Here is a 17,406-nt window from a genome sequence, read left to right on the forward strand (position 1 = left end):
CATGAGCGCAACCAAACCCGATCACGCCGCCCTGCAACAGGCCGCTCACTGGTATGCGCGCCTGCACGCCGATCCCGGCGACCTCCAGGCCCACCAGGAATGGCAGCACTGGCATGGCCAGTGCGACCAGCACCGCCAGGCCTGGCACTACGTCGAGCGGGTCGGCCAGCGCTTCGAGCCGCTGCAGGCGGACGGCGAAGGCGCCTTGCAGGCCCTGCGTGGCGCCCGTCGCCCGACTGCGCGGCGCCAGGTGCTGCGTGGCATGGCGACCCTCTCCGGTGCCGCCCTGCTGGGCTGGCTGGGTTGGCGCCATGGCGGCCTGCCCGACCTGCTGGCTGCCTGGCGCGCGGACTACCACTGCGCCGTCGGCGAGGTCAGCGAGCTGCGTCTGGCCGACGGCACCCGCCTCTGGCTGAACAGCAGTTCCGCGCTGGACGTGGACTATCGCGACGACCTGCGCCTGCTGAAACTGATCCAGGGCGAAGTCCTGATCGAGACCGCCAGCGACCCGCGCCCGCTGCTGGTGGAAACGCTGGAGGGCCGACTGCGCCCCCTGGGCACCCGCTTCAGCGTGTTGCAGCGGGAAGGTCGCACGGATCTCAGCGTTTACGAGGGCGCCGTGGAGGCCCGCAACCAGGCGGGTGACGCCAGGGCGGTGGCTCGCGCCGGCGAGCAGTTACACCTGGGCCGCCAAGGGATCAGCGCCGTTTCGCCGGTGAACCCGGCGCGACAGAGTTGGAGCAAGGGCGTTCTGCTGGCCGACAACATTCCGCTCTCGGCATTCGTCGAAGAGCTCTCGCGCTACCGCCATGGCCACCTGGTCGTGGCGCCGGAAGTGGCCGACTTGCGGGTGGTGGGCAGCTTCCCCCTGCATGACGGCGAGCAGGCCCTGGCGATGCTGGAAGGCGTGCTGCCGATCCGTATCAGCCGCCCGCTGCCCTGGTGGATCAGCCTGGAACCCCGCTGATCCCAGGCATCATCAAAAATATTTCTCATTCGCATGTCCGATTTTCGCGAACCATCCGAATTAGCTGGTGACAACGGCGTTCAGCCTTCACGACTCCACAGGATTTCCAGCATGTCACCACGCTTCTCCGCTCGCCCGCTGGCGCTCGCCATCGGCCTGGCCGTTTCCGGCGCCTCCGCCTTCCTGGCCAGCTCCGCAACACTCGCCGCCGAGCAGCACGTACAGCGCTTCGACATCCCTGCCGGACCGCTGGCGACCCAGCTTGGCCTGTTCGCGGCGCAGACGGGCATCCTGCTGGCCGGCGATGGTGCGCTGACCGCAGGCAAGACCAGCCAGCCCCTGCGCGGTAACTACAGCCCAGACCAGGCGCTGCAAATCCTCCTCGGCGGCAACTCCCTGGTAGCCGTGCCCACCGGCAGCGGGCATTACGAGCTGCAACCGGCACCGGACGCCGGCCTGGCGCTGGAGCTGACCACGCTGAGCATTTCCGGCAAGGCACCGGGCTCTACCACCGAAGGCAGCGGTTCCTACACCACCTATTCCTCCAGCAGCTCCACGCGGCTCAACCTCACCCCCAAGGAAACCCCGCAAGCGGTCACCGTGCTGACGCGCCAGCGCATCGAGGACCAGAAGCTCACCAATCTCACCGAAGCCATGGAGGCCACCTCCGGCATCACCGTGGTTCGCAACGGGCTCGGCGCCGACTCGGACGCCTACTGGTCGCGCGGCTTCCAGATCAACAACTTCGAGGTGGACGGCGTGCCGACCTCACCGCGCCTGGATAACTATACCCAGAGCACCGCCATCTACGACCGCATCGAAGTGGTACGCGGCGCCACCGGCCTGATCAGCGGCATGGGCAACCCCGCCGCTACCGTCAACCTGATCCGCAAGCGCCCGACCTTCGATCCGCAGATCAGCCTCACCGCCGAAGCCGGCAGTTGGGACCGTTACGGCAGTGGCGTGGATGTTTCCGGCTCGCTCACCGACAGCGGCAACGTGCGCGGGCGGATGGTGCTCGACTACAAGGACCAGAACGCCTGGATCGACCGTTTCGAGCAGCAGATCGGCCTGGTCTATGGCATCACCGAACTCGACCTCACCGAATCCACCCTGCTCACCGTCGGCTTCAGCTACCTGAAGACCAATACCGACTCGCCCATGCGCGGCGGTTTCCCGATGTTCTTCAGCAACGGCCAGAAGACCAACATGCCGCGCTCGGCCAACACGGCGCCGGACTGGTCCTATTACGACCGTGAGCAGACCAACGTCTTCGCGTCTATCGAGCAGCAGTTCGAGAATGGCTGGAGCGGCAAGGTCGAAGTCGGCCATACCGAGAACAAGTACGACGCCGTCGTCAGCTACCTGTCCGGGGACATCGACCAGGCCACCGGTGCTGGCGCCAGCCTCATGCCCACCAAGTGGGGCGGCTCACCCACCCAGGACAACCTGGATGTCTATGCGACCGGACCCTTCAGCCTGTTTGGCCGTGAGCACGAGTTGATCACCGGCGTCACGCTGTCCCAACTCCGCGAGATGGACAGCCCGGATTACGGTGGCTGGCTCGGCTCATGGTCGACGCCCCCCTACGACGGCACCATCGACAGCATCTACAACTGGGGTGGGGAGGCGAACGTACCGGCGTTCAGCAGGGTCGGTGAGAGTGACATGAAGGAAGACCAGTACGCGGCTTACCTGACCACCCGTCTACACCTGACCGACAGCACCAGCCTGATCCTCGGCGGCCGCGTGATCGACTGGAAGCGCACCACTGAATCCACCACGTTCCCCGATACCACCAGCAAGACCAGCGAGAAGGAAACCGGCGTCACCATTCCTTACGCGGGCGTGGTCCAGGACCTGAACGAAAACTGGTCGGTGTATGCCAGCTACACCAAGATCTTCAATCCGCAGGGCTTCTGGGTCCGCGATGCCGACAACGGCACCCTGCCACCGGAGGAAGGCACCGGCTACGAAGTCGGGGTGAAAGGCAGCTTCTTCGAGGAACGCCTCAACTCCAGCCTGTCGCTGTTCAAGACCAAGCAGGAGAACCTGGCGATCTGGGACGGAGTTGCCGCCTACACCTCCGAGGAAAGCGCCACCAGCAAGGGCGTTGAACTGGAGCTCAACGGTGAGCTGCAGGAAGGCTGGCAGGTCTCCGCCGGCTACGCCTACAACATCACCGAAGGAGCCGACGGCGACCGCATCCGCACCTTCGTGCCGCGCCACAACGTCAAGGCCTTCACCTCCTACCGCCTGCCCGGAGCCCTGGACAAGCTGACCGTCGGTGGCGGCTTCAACTGGCAGAGCAAGTACGGTGACGACCTGCACGTCTTCGCCCAGGACAGCTACGCCGTCGCCAACCTGATGGCCCGCTACGACATCAGCGAAAACCTCACTGCGTCGGTCAACCTGAACAACGTGTTCGACAAGGAGTACTTCAGCAGCGCGAACAGCTCCGGCGTGTACGGCGCCCCGCGCAACTTCATGACGACGCTGAAGTACAGCTACTGAGGCGTCTCGCGCAATCCCGAACGTGTAGGAGCGAGCTTGCTCGCGAACAGTCCGAGCGCAATCTTTCGCGAGCAAGCTCGCTCCTACATAAAGCACCACCGCTCTGGGGGGCGCTGTGCGCACCGACTTCAGGAAGACGGGGTGGGCGTGAGCGCCGCCAGCACTTCTTCGGTATTGAGTATCGCGTGGGCATAGGTCGGCCCATTCAGCTCATGGGCGGCGTGCATGGCTTCCGCTGAAAACGCCGCCGTCGCGTCCGTCACCAACGTGACGTGGTAGCCCAACTCGGCGGCGAACCGCCCTGTGGATTCGATGCAGGTATTGGCCAGCATGCCCACCAGGATCACCTGCTGCACGCCATGCTGCTTGAGCTGGAAGTCCAGGTCGGTGTTGGCGAAGCCGCTGCCGCCCCAGTGCTCATGCACCAGCACGTCACCTTCCCGCGGCTGGAAGTCCGGGTGCCACTCGCCACCCCAGCTACCCGCCGCGAACACCTGGGCGCGGGCAGCGCCGAGCTGGTAAGGGCTGGGATGAGTCCAGCCCTTGAGATCGTCGGGGCGTGCACGGTGATGGGGAACGTAGAACACCTGGATGCCGGCGTTGCGCGCCGCCGCCACGACCCGGCGCAGGTTGTCCAGGGTGCCCACGGCATCGGCCACCTGCTTGGCCAGTCCGTTGAGCTTGCCGCCTTCGCTGAGGAAATCGTTGTACGGGTCCACCAGCAACAAGCCGGTGCTTTCGCGTGGATAGGTCATGACGCCGCGCCTCGGTGCAGTCGATAACCTGTGCCAGTGTAGAGCGCCCTGGCCGAATCGCCCCGCGACTACGGCATGCCGCCGCCATTCATTGATTGAAGCGGGAATCGTCGCGCTGGAAGTGCAGCAGAGAACCTTTATAGGCTTCGCCGTTGTTCATCACGCGGTTCATGCAGGTAATTTCCGAGTCGTATTCGAGTTCCGCCATTTCCTGGCAGAACTTCGAGCGGTTCGGGCGATTGGGATCGACGATGTAGACATCCACCACGTCAGCCGAATGCCGGTCGATGAAGTCGGCAAGCTGCGCCGGTTGTTCGTGCTCGTAGATGACATCGCTGCCGATGATCATGTCGAACAGCCCGAGATCGTCATTGATGTCGGACCATTTGGCGACCTGGTAATTGATCGGGCCGAGATCATTCAGGCGCAGGTTCTCCGTCAGGAAGGCGGGAATCAACGGATGGTAGTCGCTGGCCGTTACATCGCCGCCCCGTCGGTGCACGACAAGGCTGGCGAGGGCCAACCCAGCTCCCACTTCGAGGATGCGCTTGCCTTCCAGCTCCATCGTCAGCATGGCGTGCGCCAGGACGTGCCCCGACGGCCAGACCTGACCGAACAGGGGCCAGCTTTCAGGGGATATCCCGAGATGCTCAGCCTCGAGTTCGGGATCGTGATACTGCTGATGGTCGAGTAATGAGCGGATATGAAAGTCCATATCCCCCACTGATATATCCTGGAATCTGACTTGATAGCCCGGCATGCAGAACTCTCCAATACAGTGAGTGATGCCGCCAGGAGCGCAGAACCAAATAGCCAGCTTGCCACTATCAATGATTCATGGAGGCGATAAATAAAAAAGAATCCCTCAGCACTATACGCCGAAGAATTTAACTTGAACTTTCTGGAGATATAAATAAAAGAGCCCCGCATTTGCGGGGCTCTTTTAGAGGAAAAGTATCAGACTACCTGAACTTTGTCCGCCTGCAGGCCTTTCTGGCCGCGTACGACTTCGAAAGTCACTTGCTGGCCTTCGCTGAGGCTCTTGAAGCCCGAGCTTTCGATCGAACGGTAGTGAACGAACAGGTCAGCGCCTTCTGCGGGGGTGATGAAGCCGAAGCCTTTTTCATCGTTGAACCACTTGACGGTGCCGGATTGACGATTGGACATTTCATATCTCCAGGATAAAAAGAAATAACCCTGATAATTAATCAGGAATTACTGAAGTGCTAATGCTGTAACGAATCGAGGAGATGAAATAACTTCAATCAGAACATCGAGCCAAGTATCGCAGAGACAATTGCAGTGCAGTGGGCGGGACTATACGCGGTTCAGCCAGGAAGTACAGGTTTATTTTCCGGCCAATAATTCGAGCAGCGGAATACGCTTGACATTCATATGCTTAGGCGGGAAACACAAAAACTTTCGCAGACGCCAGTCGACGAATCGCCGGTTCCCCGCCCTCGACCAGCCCTCACACTGACTGCATCAACTCCAGAATCTGCGCATGCAGGCGCGGATCACCGCAGGCGATGACATCGCCACCGTCCTGCGCGTCGCCACCATCCCAGCGGGTAACCACGCCACCGGCGCCTTGGATGATCGGCATCAGCGCCTGGATGTCGTAAGGCTTGAGCCCGGGATCGAGCACCACATCCACCAGCCCCAGGGCCAGCATGCAGTAGGCATAGCAATCGCCGCTGTAGCGCACCAGACGCACCTGGCCGGCAAGCTGCTCGAAGAGCTCACGATAGGGTGACTCGCGGAAGTGCTCGGGGCTGGTGACCATCAGTGTCGCCTCGGTGAGCTTGCCGCAGGCGCGGGTCTGGATGGGCCGGCCGTTGAGCGAAGCGCTGTTGCCGTCGCCGACGAAGCGTTCGCGGGTAAAGGGTTGGTCCATCACGCCCAGGGCTGGACGGGTGCCGTCGTTGAGGGCGATCAGCGTGCCCCAGAGCGGGATGCCGCTGATGAAGGAGCGGGTGCCATCCACCGGGTCCAGCACCCAGGTCCAGGGTGCTTCACCGGCGATGTTCTCTTCTTCCTCACCCAGGACACCGTGGCCGGGATAGCGCTCGCCGATCAGCGCGCGCATGGCCCGCTCGGCGCCCTTGTCGGCCAGGGTCACGGGGTCGAAACGCTCAGCCTCCTTGTTCTCCACCTCCAATGGCAGGCGGAAATACGTCAAGGTGACCCGGGCCGCCGCGTCCGCCAGTTCTTCGGCAAATTCCAGGTACTCGGGGGGAAGGGTTTGGTCAGTCATGGGGGACTCCGGGTCAGGCATATCAGCAGCAATCCAGCTGGTGATAGTAGAGCGAAACGTCGTCCGTATCGACGTGCACATCTGTCGCCAGAGTCCCCCCACCCTCATCAGTTTTACTGGGCGAGGTATTCGTCGGTGGACACCACCTTGGCGTAGGCGAAGGCCAGGGCGGCCATGAACGCCCCGTGGACCTGCTCGGCGGGGATGGTCTTGCCCTGGAACTCCAGGTCCCGAGAGGCGCAGGCATCGTGGATCACCGTGACCTCGTAGCCGAAGTCGGCCGCCGCACGGGTGATGCCGTCGACGCACATGTGGCTCATGCTGCCCACCACGGTCAACTTGTCCACGCCGCTGCCCTCGAGGATCTCCTTCAGATTGGTTTCCCGGAAGGAGTTGACGAAGTGCTTCAGGACCACCGGCTCACCGTCGGCGTTGAGCACTTTGGGATGGATCTCCGCACCCTCGGAACCGGGACGGAAGAACGGCGCCTCCGGGCTGGTGAACTCGTGGCGGATATGCACCACCAGGTCGCCGGCCTCACGGGCAGCGCCTATGATCCGGGCGGCGTTGTCGGCAGCGGCGTCAGCACCGCTCAGCGTCCACAGACCACCGGGGAAATAGTCCTTTTGGATGTCGACTACGATGACGGCTTGCTTGCTCATGATTTTCACCTCAGGTTGTGGGGGTGGATACGTGGGGCCTAAGGTGCTCCTCCCGGCGCCGGATGAGGATCGGCGCAACCGACAAATTCGCAGGAAAAACTGACAATGAAGACCATGCTGGAGATCGGCCTCCTGCTCTATCCCGGCGCCCAGCTGGCAGCCGCTCATGGCCTCTCCGATCTGTTCGCGGTCGCCAATCGCCTGGCCGCCGAGCACGCCGATGCCGACCTGTCTACCCTCCGGGTGCGTCACTGGAGCGCCGCCCCAGATGGCGAAATCCGCTGCACGTGGGACAGCCACCCGGACAGCGAAAGCCGGCCCTCCGTGGTGATTGCCCTGCCCTGCCTTGGCGCCCTGCCCCCTGCCGAAACCCTGCAACCCTTCGTCGACTGGCTCAGTCTGCGCCACGCCGCCGGCGTCACCCTGTGTTCGGTGTGTGCTGGCGCCTTCGTGCTGGCCCAGACCGGGCTGCTGGCCGGTCGTCCGCTGACCACCCACTGGAGCCTGGCCAAGGACCTCGGCGAGCGCTATCCGGAGGTGGAAGTGGATGCCGATAAACTGGTGGTGGACGACGGCGACATCATCACCGCCGGGGGTGTGATGGCCTGGACCGACCTGGGGCTGACCCTGGTGGATCGGCTGCTGGGACCGACCATCGCCGCGAATACCGCCAGCTTCCTCGCCCTCGACCTGACCCGTCATTCGCAGCAGTACTTCCGCCGCTTCACCCCGCGCCTCACCCACGGCGACGAAGCGGTGCTCAAGGTGCAGCGCTGGCTGCAGCGCCACGACGCCCGTCAGGTGAGCCTGCCGGCCATGGCCGCCGAGGCCGGGCTGGGCGAGCGCACCTTCCTGCGCCGCTTCCAGCAGGCCACCGGCCTGCGCCCCACCGAGTACTGCCAGCAACTGCGTGCGGCCAAGGCCCGCGAGCTGCTGGAGCTGACCAACCGCTCGGTGGATCAGATCGCCTGGGAGGTCGGCTACCAGGACCCAGCGGCGTTCCGCAAGGTATTCAACAAGATGGTCGGGCTATCACCCACGGATTACCGACGGCGGTTCGGGCGGCGAAGCTTGGGAGAGTCGTGAGGCGCCGGAAAAACTTCGCGGGCAAGCCCGCTCCTACAAAGCCCGAAGCTGCGAATCGCCCTGTAGGAGCGAGCTTGCTCGCGAAAATGACGGCGCAAAAAACTTCGCGGGCAAGCCCGCTCCTACAAAGCCCGAAGCTGCGAATCGCCCTGTAGGAGCGAGCTTGCTCGCGAACAATCCGGACTCGCATTCATTCCTCGCTGCACCACCACCCCTCACAGACTTCTTCAGCCAGCACGCCCTCCCCGTCCCGCACCTCGACATCGCGATACACGCCTAGCGCCGGGTCGAAGGTGCGAATCAGTACTTGCGGCTTTTCAGTGCTGACGCGGGGTAACTGGGCATCGCGAAACGGGTGGTAGTCGGGAACGACGACGAAGGGTTGCGGCGGCAGGTCGGCGAAGGGCCTGGGAGGCGGCGATACATAGGATTGCAGGGGGCTGCTGGGGTAGTAGGTCGTGCCCAGGTATGGCCCCAACCCATAGTACGAATCGCCATAGCCCTCACCCCGAGCAAAGGGCGCGAGCAATACCAGCAGCAGGATTCCGCGGCATCCCATGACGGTGCCCTCCTCGGTGAATCCCCCAAGGACTTCAGTTATAGCACCGGCCACACGGCCTGCTGTCCAATGCCTTGTCGACGCTGATCGGAGGTGCGCCACCATGTCCCGGCCCGGCCTGCTGCTCGTCACCCTTGCCAGCACCCTCGCCTATCTGGGCCTCGCGATTCTCGGCCTTGGCGGCTTCGCAGCCTTCTTCGGGCATCCGCCGCTGGTGGCCCTGACCCTGGTGCTGTTCATCCTTGCGGGGCTGGCGCCCTTCTCCGGCGGCAACCTCAACAGTGGGGTGCGCGAAGACCGGCGCAATCGCTGGGTACTCCCGGTGTTCGGCATAATCGGCATCCTCAGTGCCTTCCTGCCGGCCTACACCGATCGCCTCGATGTCTGGACCTTCGGCGGCGACGGTGTTCGCTGGCTGGGCGTCGTCCTGTTCGCCGCCGGCGGCGCGCTCCGACTATGGCCGGTGTTCGTGCTGGGAAACCGCTTCAGCGGACTGGTGGCGATCCAGCCCGGCCACCGCCTGGTGACCGACGGCATCTACGGTGTGATCCGCCACCCCAGCTACCTGGGCCTGATGATCGCCTCGCTCGGCTGGGCCCTTGCCTTCCGTTCCGGCATCGGCCTGATGCTGGTGGTCCTGACCCTGCCGCCGCTGCTGGCGCGTATCCATGCGGAAGAAGCCTTGCTGCGTACCGAGTTCGGTGAGGAGTACGAAGCCTACTGTGCGCGAACTTCACGCCTGATTCCCGGCGTCTACTAGACCGTTCGGTCCAACGACTCGAACCCTGGGGATTCGCGTCCGGTCAAAACGCATGCAACCCACTGGTGCCTTGCACTCCTCCTGCGAATAGCCGGGCGCTGAGTTTCAGGAGATCTGCGAATGATCACTCACTACAAGATCGGCAAGAACCTTGCCTGCGGACGACACGGCAGTAACCTGATTTCCACCACCGAGCTGGCGCGGGTGAAATGCCGCAACTGCAAGAACACCGAGGCCTTCAAGGAGGCTCGTCGAGACGCACGAAATGCCGCGCGGCGTGCGGCGCGTCAGGCCAAGGCGGCCCACGCTGCCAGCGATTGGCGCTCGGTATGGGTAGAACGGCTCACGCAGATGCCTGGCAAGCAGCGCCTGCCGCGCGGCTTCGGCAACCAACCCTTCGTCTGATCCCGGTGGGGCGCAGCTTCAGTCCACGCAGTAGCTGATGCAGCTGCGCCCGCCAATCCAGCATTCCTGTGGCGACTGGCCATCTGCAACTACGGGATGCGCGATTTCTCCGTACGCGACCCGGATGGCAACCAGATCGGCATCGGCGCCGAACTCAGTCATCCAGCTTGAAACGCGCCCGGTAATCACTTGGCGTCACGCCCAGGCGGCGCTGGAACGCGCGCCGAAAGCCATCCACGTTGGCATAGCCCACCTCATCGGCGAGCCGTTTCAGGGGAACGTCGGACTCTTCGGCCAGGCGCCTCGCGGCGTCTATGCGCGCCAGCTCGACGAATTCGGCTGGCGTGGAACCTGTTTCCTGCTTGAACACCCGCGCGAAATTGCGCTCGCTCATGCCAGCCCTTGCAGCCAGGGCCGGCACGCCGAGGTCGCCCTTCAGATTGGCCAGCACGTGGTCCTGGATGTCCCGGATCACCGACCGCTCAGCGGTCTGCGCCGCCAGGTGGGCGCTGAACTGGGACTGTCCGCCCGGCCGCTTGAAGAACATCACCATCTCGCGCGCGACGCGTAGCGCCAGCTCGCGGCCGTGGTCTTCCTCCACCATGGCCAGCGCCAGGTCCATGCCCGCCGTGACACCGGCGGAGGTGTAGAGGTTGCCGTCCTTGACGTAGATGCTGTCGGCCTCCACATGGGTCTCCGGGTTCTCTTGCGACAGGCGCGCGCTGCTGTTCCAGTGGGTGGTCACCCGACGCCCGCGCAGCATGTCGGCGGCAGCGAGGACGAAGGCACCGCTGCACACCGAACCGATCCGCCGTACCGACCCCGCCTGCTGGCGCAGCCACTGCTGCAGGGCCGGATTACCGGCGATGTCGTCGACAAAGGGGCTGCCCGCCACCAGCAGGGTGTCGAGCTTGCCCTTGTGGGTTTCGACAGTGGAGTCCACCGCCAGGCGCAAGCCGCTGCTGCCCTTGAGCAGCCCCGGCTCGGTACCGATCACCTCGACCCGGTAGGCACGGGGATTGCCCAGTTGCTTCGCCGCTTCGGCGAAGACATCCGCCGGGCCGACGATGTCCAGCAATTGCACGCGGGGAAAGGCCAGCAGGGCGATACGCATGGGTTTGTCCGTCACTGTCGGGAGGTTGGCTGAATACGTCGTTACATGGCTATTTAAGCCAACTCCAGCATGGCAGAAACTATCTCCAACGACAAATCCAGCCCAACGGAGTCCGCCATGAACACCGTATTCATCCCCCCGCAAGAAGACGTCCAGGCCAAGCCGGTGCGCACTACCTCAATCAAGCACCTGCCGGTCAACCTGTTCGGCTCCGTCATGGGGCTGGCCGGCCTCGGCATCGGCTGGCGCCTGGCCCACCAGTATTTCGGCGTGAGCCCGCTGATCGGCGAAGCCATCGGCCTGTTCGCCGCACTGGTCTTCGTGGTGCTCGTTGCCGGTTACCTGACCAAGCTGCTGCGTCACCGCCAGGCCGTCATCAACGAGTTCACCCACCCCATCGCCGGCAACTTCTTCGGCACCATCGTGATTGCCATCCTGCTGCTGTCCGTGACCGCAGCGCCCTACAACGAAACCCTGGGCCGGATCATGTGGACCCTGGGCAGCGTGCTTGCCGTACTGCTCGGCGGCCTGGTGCTGTCGCGTCTGCTCAAGGGCAAGCAGGACCTGCAGCACGCAGTGCCCGCCTGGCTGATTCCGGGTGTCGCGACGCTGGACGTTGCCGTTACCGGCGGTCATATGCCCATGGCCTGGGCGAGTGAGCTGAATCTGTTCGCGACGGCCATTGGTGCGACCCTGGCACTGGTCTTCTTCAGCAGCATCTTCCCGCGACTGGTGCATCAGGAAGCGCTGGCCAAACCCATGATTCCGTCGCTGATGATCCTGATCGCGCCTTTCGAAGTCGGCTTCCTGGCCTACACCAACCTGTTCGGAATCGACCGCTTCGCCGCCCTGCTCTTCTACTTCGGACTGTTCCTGGCCGTTGTCCTGGGCTTCAAGGTGTTCCGCCGCGACGTACCCTTCGCCCCGTCCTGGTGGGCCATCAGCTTCCCCCTGGCGGCACTGGCCAACGCAGCACTGAAGTACGCCCATGTGCAAGGCAGCCTGCCGCTGCAGGTGATCGCCTGGGCCAGCCTGCTGTTCCTCAGCGTTGCCCTGGCCGTGCTGACCTTCAAGACCCTGGGCAGCCTGGTACGCGGCAAGCTGCTCGCCGGCTGAGAGATTCCTCCCCCACCTTGCGAGCCCTGCGGGGGCTCGTTCTTTTTTGAGATGAGAGATAGCCGATGACCCCGACAAGCTCCTGGCTGATGTTGCTCGCCGCCGGCGTGCTGGAAGTGGCCTTTGCCCTGGGCCTGAAAAGCGCCAACGGCCTGCAACGGCCCTGGCTCCTGGCCGGCACCCTGCTGGTACTCAGTGGCAGCCTCGGGCTGCTGACCCTGGCCCTGCGTCATCTTCCGGTGGGCACGGCCTACGCCGTCTGGACCGGTATCGGCGCCGTGGGAACCGCCCTGGCGGGCGTGATCTGGATGGGGGATTCCGCCTCCGCTGGCCGGCTGGCCTGCATGGGGCTGATCGTGGGAGGGGTAATGGGGCTGCGCTGGTTGCCCTGATTTCGTCGCCGGGGAAGCGCCCCCGGCGATGCCCGTACAAGTCAGAGACGCCGGCGCTCGGCGCTGATCTCCGGCAGGTCGGTGCGGCGCAGATAGACCAGCAGCACGTCGGTCAGGTTGAGGCGATCGTTGATGTTCTGTTCCAGCAGGATCTGCAGGCACTCGCGGCTCAAGGTCATGACCTGGTCGGTCTTGGTCGTCCAGACGAACTCACAGGCCGGCGTAATGCTGTCGTCGGGCACGTCCATGCCGAACGAATCCTCGCTGAAACGCACGATGTACTTGCCCAGCTTGCGGTTGAAGCCGACGAACCCGTTGAGGGCATCGGCGGCGTTGCAGATATCGGTGGAGGTGATGCTCATGCAGTACTTCCCTGATCGGTTCGAAGGGGTGGTGCACGCATGAAAGGCAGTCGGTTCCCACTCTGGTCGGTGGGTAGGCTGGCCATTCTGCCAGCCCTCGTCATCACCGGGGATATCGCCGCGAGGGGCGCGTTGTCGCACCCGGGATCGCGGTGGCGATCCCGGGTGGAGACATCAGTGCGCCGGCTGCACGATGGCGTTGCCCGGCAGCGCCGGCAGCCGCGCCAGGTGCAGGGCGACTGCCACGGCGATCACCAGCAGTCCGCCGATGAACAGGCCGACGCCCTGCCAGCCGTAGTGGTGCCAGAACAGACCGCCAAGGGTGCCGGCGAGGCTGGAACCGACGTAGTAGCAGAACAGGTACAGGGAGGACGCCTGGCCCTTGGCGCGCTGGGCACGGCGGCCGATCCAGCTGCTGGCCACCGAGTGGGCGCCGAAGAAGCCGAAGGTGAAGATCGCCATGCCGGCCAGGATCATCCCCAGCGGGCTGAACAGGGTCAGCACCAGGCCACCCAGCATCAGCAGGATCGAGGCCCAGAGCACCTTGCGCCGACCCAGTTTGTCCGCCAGGGAACCCACCCAGGCCGAGCTGTAGATACCGGTGAGGTAAACCACCGACAGCACGCCCACCACGGCCTGGCTCATCTGGTAGGGGGAAGCCAGCAGGCGGTAACCGATGTAGTTGAAGAGGGTGACGAACGCCCCCATCAGCAGGAAGCCGGTGAGGAACAACCAGGGCAGGCCGGCATCGCGGAAATGCATGCGGTAGCCCTCCACCAGGGTGGACGGCTTGAGCGGCTGCGGGCGGAAATGCTTCGACTCGGGCAGCACGCGCCAGAACACCAGCCCGGCGACCAGCGCCAGGCCACCCAACACGCCAATTGCCGCCTGCCAGGAAACGAAGTCCACCAGCACCCCGCTGATCAGGCGCCCGCTCATGCCACCGATGGCATTGCCACCGATATAGAGGCCCATGGAGAGGCCGAGGTGATGGGGATGGATTTCCTCGCTGAGGTACGTCATGGCCACGGCGGCCAGGCCGCTCAGTGCCAGACCCACTAGGGCACGCATCAGCAGCACACCTTCCCAGGTCGGCATGGCGGCGCTGGCCAGGGTGAACAGCGCAGCGGCGAGCAGCGACACCACCATCACCGGCTTGCGGCCGATGGCATCAGACAGCGGACCGGTCACCAGCAGGCCGAGGGCGAGCATGGCAGTGGACACCGAAAGGGCCAGACTGCTCTGCGCGGCGGTGATGGAATAGGTCTTGGACAGCACCGGCATCATGGGCTGGATGCAGTACAGCAGGGCAAACGTGGCGAAGCCGCCGGAGAACAGCGCCAGGGAAGTACGCATGAATTGCGGCGTGCCCTTGCGGATGTAAGTGGAGAGCTCAGGGTCATTGGCGGCGGCATCCGGCAGCTTGCTGGCTGCGTCACGGGCCGCCTCGCTAAACGCGGGTTCGTCGTCGGTCTTGAGTATTGCCTGGGATTTGCTCACGGGGCACCTTCGGAATGTAGCGGCGAGCAGGCACAACGAGGCCGTGCCGCCTGGATCAGGGGCTGGGGATATTCGTTGTTGGGGTTATGGGCCGAAGGATATCGAGCGGTTTATATTATCTCCAATATATTGTTCGACACATTTGATACGTTTTAGATATCAATGGAGATCCCCATGGAACTCAGGCATCTGCGCTATTTCATTGCCGTGGCCGAAGAACTGCATTTCGGCAGGGCCGCCGAGCAACTGGGCATTTCCCAGCCGCCGCTGAGCCAGCAGATTCAGGCGCTGGAAGAGGAGATCGGTGCACGCTTGCTGGAACGCACCAACCGCCGCGTCGAGCTGACCGAAGCCGGCCGCCGTTTTCTCGATGAAGCCCGCCAGGTACTGGTACAGGTGGACAAGGCGGTGCAACTGGCGCGCCGCGCCCACCGTGGCGAGCTGGGAGAACTGAAGGTGGGTTTCACCTCCTCCGCGCCCTTCACCTCCACCATTCCCCGCAGCATCCACGCATTTCGCCAGGCTTATCCCGATGTGCACCTGGAACTGACCGAAGGCAGCAGCGCGGAAACCGTCAAGGCGCTGCTGGAGGACAGCCTGCAGGTAGGCGTGATCCGTCCCCTCAGCCTGCCGGACAACCTGCTGGCGGTGGAGCTGTTCAGCGAACCGCTGGTGGCGATCCTGCGCGCCGACCACCCATTGGCCGCCGGCAGTGAGGAAGGCATTCAGTTCAGCGCGCTGGCGGAGGAACCCTTCGTGTTCTTCCCGCGCACCTTCGGTACCGGGCTCTATGACCAGATGCTCACACTCGCCCGCAACGCCGGCTTCCTGCCCCGCGTCGCCCAGGAAGCCAGCGAAGCCATGACCATCATCGGCCTGGTTTCGGCCGGGCTTGGCGTGTCGATATTGCCCGCCTCTTTCCGCCGCACCCGCGTCGACGGCGTGGTCTACCGGACCCTGCTGGACCCGGGCGCCACCACCGCCGTCTGGCTGGTGCGCCGGCGCGACGAACGCTCGCCCCTGGCGCTGTCGTTCATCGACCTGGTGACCCGTGAAGCAGCCGCAATCCGCGAACGCCGGTAGACAACCCTGTAGGGGCGATTTCAATCGCCAAGCACGGCACCGCCCTGCCAGTAGGAGCGAATTCATTCGCGAAAAGGATCGGCACCGAGCAGGCCGGATAGAACCCTCACCCCAGCCCTCTCCCAAAGGGAGAGGGGGCAGTCCGCGCGAGCGATCAGCCTTGGCACTTTTCCTGTGGGGGCGATTTCAATCGCCAAGCAGGACGCAGTCCTGCCCTGTAGGAGCGAATTCATTCGCGAAAAGGATTGGCACCGAGCGGGCCTGACCCTGCCCTCTCCCAGAGGGAGAGGGGGCAGTCCGCGCGAGCGATCAGCCTTGGCACTTTTCCTGTGGGGGCGATTTCAATCGCGAAGCAGGACGCAGTCCTGCCCTGTAGGAGCGAGCTTGCTCGCGAACAGTCCGAGCGCGCGATCTTTCGCGAGCAAGCTCGCTCCTACATTCATTCCGAGAGGGCACGTCACAACCCGACACCCTGGTTCGTCGTGAAGGTGTAACCCCCTTCCAGTCCCGAACGAGGAACACGTGATGAACCAGGCAAGCCCCCTCAACTACCAGCAGGTCATCCCCGACGTGATCAACGCCATGGGCGAGGTGCACACGCCGCTGGATGCCCTCGGCCTCGAACGCAGCCTGCACCACCTGGTGCAACTGCGCGCCTCGCAACTCAACCAGTGCGCCTTCTGCGTAAAAATGCATACCCGCGAGGCACGGGAAGACGGCGAAACCAGCGAGCGCCTGGACCGCCTGGTGGTCTGGGACCATTGCAACGACTTCACCCCGCGTGAAAAGGCGGCCCTGGCCTGGACCGAAGCGCTGACCCAACTCGACCGGCGCACCGACTATGCTGCCCTGCGCACCAACCTGCGCGAGCATTTCAGCGAAGTCGAAATCGGCGCGCTGACCGCTACCGTGGCGATGATCAACCTCTGGAACCGCATCCAGATATCGAGGCACTGACGTGATAACCGCCGACGCCACGGCTGTCTTCGAAGACAGCCGCCGCTTCCTGATGAACCTGGCCTACCGCATTCTCGGCTCGCGCAGCGACGCCGAGGACGCCGTGCAGGAAACCTTCCTCAAGTGGCGCGAGAGCGATCCCGCCACCCTGGACAACCCCCGTGCCTGGCTGACCACCCTCTGCACCCGTCACTGCATCGACCAGTTGCGCCTGGGCCACCGGGCACGGGTGGAGTACGTCGGCACCTGGCTGCCGGAGCCCATCCACAGCGAAACCACGGAGTCGCCGGAAATGCTGCTGGAACTCTCCTCCTCGCTGTCCACCGCCTTCCTTCTGCTGCTGGAACGCCTCACGCCACGGGAGCGTGCGGCCTACCTGCTCTACGAGATATTCGACCAGGACTACGCGGACGTGGCCCGCGCCATCGGCGTGCAGGAAGCGGCCTGCCGCAAGCTGGTGTCCCGCGCCCGCATGGGCCTGTCTGAAGGCAAGGTGCGCCACCAGCCACGACGGGAACGCCAGGAGCAATTGCTCGAAGCCTTCCACGCGGCCATCGTCAGCGGCGCCACTGCCGGTTTGACCGCCCTGCTCGCGGACGAAGTGGAGCTGTGCGCCGATGGCGGCGGCAAAGTGCCGACCCTGGGCCACATCCTCCAGGGCAAGGCCGAGGTGCTGGACTTCATCTTCGGCTCCCTGCGCGGCTACTGGAGCGACTACGACTGGCTACCCGCCGAACTCAACGGCGGGCGCGGGGTGATTCTCGCCCATGGCGACGAAGTCGCAGCCTCCGTCACCTTCGCGTACGACGACGAAGGCCGGGTCAGCAACATCTACATCGTGCGCAATCCGGAGAAGCTGGCGGGCCTCGGGGTGCCCAATTGACCGATACCGGCCCCAATCCAACGAAACAGTCCGA

Annotated in this window: 19 protein-coding genes; 10 read left to right on the forward strand and 9 right to left on the reverse strand. The window is 64.2% G+C overall.

Translation table 11 applies throughout. The features are described from left to right. Window position 1: 1 nt before the first annotated feature. Both DM872_RS17980 and DM872_RS17985 read left to right on the forward strand, forming a co-directional pair. Entirely contained in the window at window positions 2-967 is a 966-nt protein-coding gene (locus DM872_RS17980; RefSeq protein ID WP_179060751.1) for a FecR domain-containing protein, read from the forward strand. A 111-nt stretch (window positions 968-1,078) separates the two neighbouring features. Next, window positions 1,079-3,481, forward strand: a complete 2,403-nt coding sequence (locus tag DM872_RS17985; RefSeq protein WP_179060752.1) for a TonB-dependent siderophore receptor — start codon at window positions 1,079-1,081, stop codon at window positions 3,479-3,481. A 128-nt stretch (window positions 3,482-3,609) separates the two neighbouring features. Here DM872_RS17985 and DM872_RS17990 read toward each other — a convergent pair whose 3' ends face one another. The 5 genes from DM872_RS17990 to DM872_RS18010 form a co-directional block, all read right to left on the reverse strand. Then, window positions 3,610-4,236, reverse strand: coding sequence for an isochorismatase family cysteine hydrolase (locus tag DM872_RS17990; RefSeq protein ID WP_179060753.1), 627 nt, complete (start codon window positions 4,234-4,236; stop codon window positions 3,610-3,612). Between the two features lie 88 nt (window positions 4,237-4,324). Beyond that, window positions 4,325-4,996, reverse strand: coding sequence for a class I SAM-dependent methyltransferase (locus tag DM872_RS17995; RefSeq protein WP_256873429.1), 672 nt, complete (start codon window positions 4,994-4,996; stop codon window positions 4,325-4,327). 197 nt (window positions 4,997-5,193) lie between these two features. After that, a complete protein-coding gene (locus DM872_RS18000; protein ID WP_077525815.1) occupies window positions 5,194-5,403 on the reverse strand; it encodes a cold-shock protein in 210 nt (69 codons plus the stop codon). Between the two features lie 304 nt (window positions 5,404-5,707). Next, window positions 5,708-6,493 carry a histidinol-phosphatase gene (gene hisN / locus DM872_RS18005; protein WP_179060754.1) on the reverse strand — a complete coding sequence of 262 codons (786 nt, stop codon included), beginning with the start codon at window positions 6,491-6,493 and terminating at the stop codon, window positions 5,708-5,710. A gap of 113 nt (window positions 6,494-6,606) precedes the next feature. Further along, window positions 6,607-7,155, reverse strand: a complete 549-nt coding sequence (locus DM872_RS18010) for a cysteine hydrolase family protein (RefSeq protein WP_179060755.1) — start codon at window positions 7,153-7,155, stop codon at window positions 6,607-6,609. Window positions 7,156-7,260: 105 nt separating this feature from the next. Between DM872_RS18010 and DM872_RS18015 the strand changes: the two genes are divergently transcribed. Then, window positions 7,261-8,241 carry a GlxA family transcriptional regulator gene (locus tag DM872_RS18015; protein ID WP_179060756.1) on the forward strand — a complete coding sequence of 327 codons (981 nt, stop codon included), beginning with the start codon at window positions 7,261-7,263 and terminating at the stop codon, window positions 8,239-8,241. Window positions 8,242-8,431: 190 nt separating this feature from the next. On the opposite strand, the gene DM872_RS18020 is transcribed toward DM872_RS18015, so the two are convergent. Further along, on the reverse strand, window positions 8,432-8,800 hold the full coding sequence (locus tag DM872_RS18020) for a hypothetical protein (RefSeq protein WP_179060757.1): 369 nt from the start codon (window positions 8,798-8,800) through the stop codon (window positions 8,432-8,434). A gap of 103 nt (window positions 8,801-8,903) precedes the next feature. Here DM872_RS18020 and DM872_RS18025 point away from each other — a divergent pair, with 103 nt between their 5' ends. Further along, window positions 8,904-9,560, forward strand: coding sequence for a methyltransferase family protein (locus DM872_RS18025; protein ID WP_179060758.1), 657 nt, complete (start codon window positions 8,904-8,906; stop codon window positions 9,558-9,560). A gap of 120 nt (window positions 9,561-9,680) precedes the next feature. Further along, window positions 9,681-9,965 (forward strand): hypothetical protein, encoded by a 285-nt coding sequence (locus DM872_RS18030; protein ID WP_179060759.1) that lies wholly within the window; start codon window positions 9,681-9,683, stop codon window positions 9,963-9,965. Window positions 9,966-10,119: 154 nt separating this feature from the next. On the opposite strand, the gene DM872_RS18035 is transcribed toward DM872_RS18030, so the two are convergent. Next, a complete protein-coding gene (locus DM872_RS18035) occupies window positions 10,120-11,079 on the reverse strand; it encodes a GlxA family transcriptional regulator (RefSeq protein WP_179060760.1) in 960 nt (319 codons plus the stop codon). A 117-nt stretch (window positions 11,080-11,196) separates the two neighbouring features. Between DM872_RS18035 and DM872_RS18040 the strand changes: the two genes are divergently transcribed. Then, window positions 11,197-12,195: an SLAC1 anion channel family protein gene (locus DM872_RS18040; protein WP_179060761.1), complete on the forward strand. Its 999-nt coding sequence runs from the start codon at window positions 11,197-11,199 to the stop codon at window positions 12,193-12,195. A 65-nt stretch (window positions 12,196-12,260) separates the two neighbouring features. Then, a complete protein-coding gene (locus DM872_RS18045; RefSeq protein WP_179060762.1) occupies window positions 12,261-12,587 on the forward strand; it encodes a DMT family transporter in 327 nt (108 codons plus the stop codon). Between the two features lie 41 nt (window positions 12,588-12,628). Here DM872_RS18045 and DM872_RS18050 read toward each other — a convergent pair whose 3' ends face one another. Then, window positions 12,629-12,949 carry a DUF2025 family protein gene (locus DM872_RS18050; RefSeq protein WP_179060763.1) on the reverse strand — a complete coding sequence of 107 codons (321 nt, stop codon included), beginning with the start codon at window positions 12,947-12,949 and terminating at the stop codon, window positions 12,629-12,631. A 174-nt stretch (window positions 12,950-13,123) separates the two neighbouring features. Continuing rightward, window positions 13,124-14,449 (reverse strand): MFS transporter, encoded by a 1,326-nt coding sequence (locus DM872_RS18055; protein WP_179060764.1) that lies wholly within the window; start codon window positions 14,447-14,449, stop codon window positions 13,124-13,126. A gap of 174 nt (window positions 14,450-14,623) precedes the next feature. On the opposite strand from DM872_RS18055, the gene DM872_RS18060 reads away from it, so the two are divergent. From DM872_RS18060 to sigJ, 3 genes are all read left to right on the forward strand, one after another. After that, window positions 14,624-15,532, forward strand: a complete 909-nt coding sequence (locus DM872_RS18060; RefSeq protein ID WP_179060765.1) for a LysR family transcriptional regulator — start codon at window positions 14,624-14,626, stop codon at window positions 15,530-15,532. Window positions 15,533-16,057: 525 nt separating this feature from the next. Continuing rightward, window positions 16,058-16,489, forward strand: coding sequence for a carboxymuconolactone decarboxylase family protein (locus DM872_RS18065; RefSeq protein ID WP_077525803.1), 432 nt, complete (start codon window positions 16,058-16,060; stop codon window positions 16,487-16,489). A 1-nt stretch (window position 16,490) separates the two neighbouring features. Beyond that, complete coding sequence (gene sigJ, locus DM872_RS18070; protein WP_179060766.1) at window positions 16,491-17,372, forward strand: RNA polymerase sigma factor SigJ; 882 nt, start codon at window positions 16,491-16,493, stop codon at window positions 17,370-17,372. Window positions 17,373-17,406: the final 34 nt, after the last annotated feature.

It is taken from the genome of Pseudomonas taiwanensis (assembly GCF_013393345.1).
Taxonomy (GTDB): domain Bacteria; phylum Pseudomonadota; class Gammaproteobacteria; order Pseudomonadales; family Pseudomonadaceae; genus Metapseudomonas; species Metapseudomonas resinovorans_C.

Excerpts from the sequence above, each read along its gene's own strand:
- DM872_RS18035 (WP_179060760.1), bottom strand. The coding sequence starts at position 11,079 with ATGCGTATCGCCCTGCTGGCCTTTCCCCGCGTGCAATTGCTGGACATC.
- DM872_RS18045 (WP_179060762.1), top strand. The coding sequence starts at position 12,261 with ATGACCCCGACAAGCTCCTGGCTGATGTTGCTCGCCGCCGGCGTGCTG.
- DM872_RS18015 (WP_179060756.1), top strand. The coding sequence starts at position 7,261 with ATGAAGACCATGCTGGAGATCGGCCTCCTGCTCTATCCCGGCGCCCAG.
- DM872_RS18000 (WP_077525815.1), bottom strand. The coding sequence starts at position 5,403 with ATGTCCAATCGTCAATCCGGCACCGTCAAGTGGTTCAACGATGAAAAA.
- DM872_RS17990 (WP_179060753.1), bottom strand. The coding sequence starts at position 4,236 with ATGACCTATCCACGCGAAAGCACCGGCTTGTTGCTGGTGGACCCGTAC.
- DM872_RS18060 (WP_179060765.1), top strand. The coding sequence starts at position 14,624 with ATGGAACTCAGGCATCTGCGCTATTTCATTGCCGTGGCCGAAGAACTG.
- DM872_RS18050 (WP_179060763.1), bottom strand. The coding sequence starts at position 12,949 with ATGAGCATCACCTCCACCGATATCTGCAACGCCGCCGATGCCCTCAAC.
- DM872_RS18020 (WP_179060757.1), bottom strand. The coding sequence starts at position 8,800 with ATGGGATGCCGCGGAATCCTGCTGCTGGTATTGCTCGCGCCCTTTGCT.
- DM872_RS18025 (WP_179060758.1), top strand. The coding sequence starts at position 8,904 with ATGTCCCGGCCCGGCCTGCTGCTCGTCACCCTTGCCAGCACCCTCGCC.
- DM872_RS18040 (WP_179060761.1), top strand. The coding sequence starts at position 11,197 with ATGAACACCGTATTCATCCCCCCGCAAGAAGACGTCCAGGCCAAGCCG.
- DM872_RS17995 (WP_256873429.1), bottom strand. The coding sequence starts at position 4,996 with ATGCCGGGCTATCAAGTCAGATTCCAGGATATATCAGTGGGGGATATG.
- DM872_RS17985 (WP_179060752.1), top strand. The coding sequence starts at position 1,079 with ATGTCACCACGCTTCTCCGCTCGCCCGCTGGCGCTCGCCATCGGCCTG.
- DM872_RS18065 (WP_077525803.1), top strand. The coding sequence starts at position 16,058 with ATGAACCAGGCAAGCCCCCTCAACTACCAGCAGGTCATCCCCGACGTG.
- hisN (WP_179060754.1), bottom strand. The coding sequence starts at position 6,493 with ATGACTGACCAAACCCTTCCCCCCGAGTACCTGGAATTTGCCGAAGAA.
- DM872_RS18030 (WP_179060759.1), top strand. The coding sequence starts at position 9,681 with ATGATCACTCACTACAAGATCGGCAAGAACCTTGCCTGCGGACGACAC.
- DM872_RS17980 (WP_179060751.1), top strand. The coding sequence starts at position 2 with ATGAGCGCAACCAAACCCGATCACGCCGCCCTGCAACAGGCCGCTCAC.
- DM872_RS18010 (WP_179060755.1), bottom strand. The coding sequence starts at position 7,155 with ATGAGCAAGCAAGCCGTCATCGTAGTCGACATCCAAAAGGACTATTTC.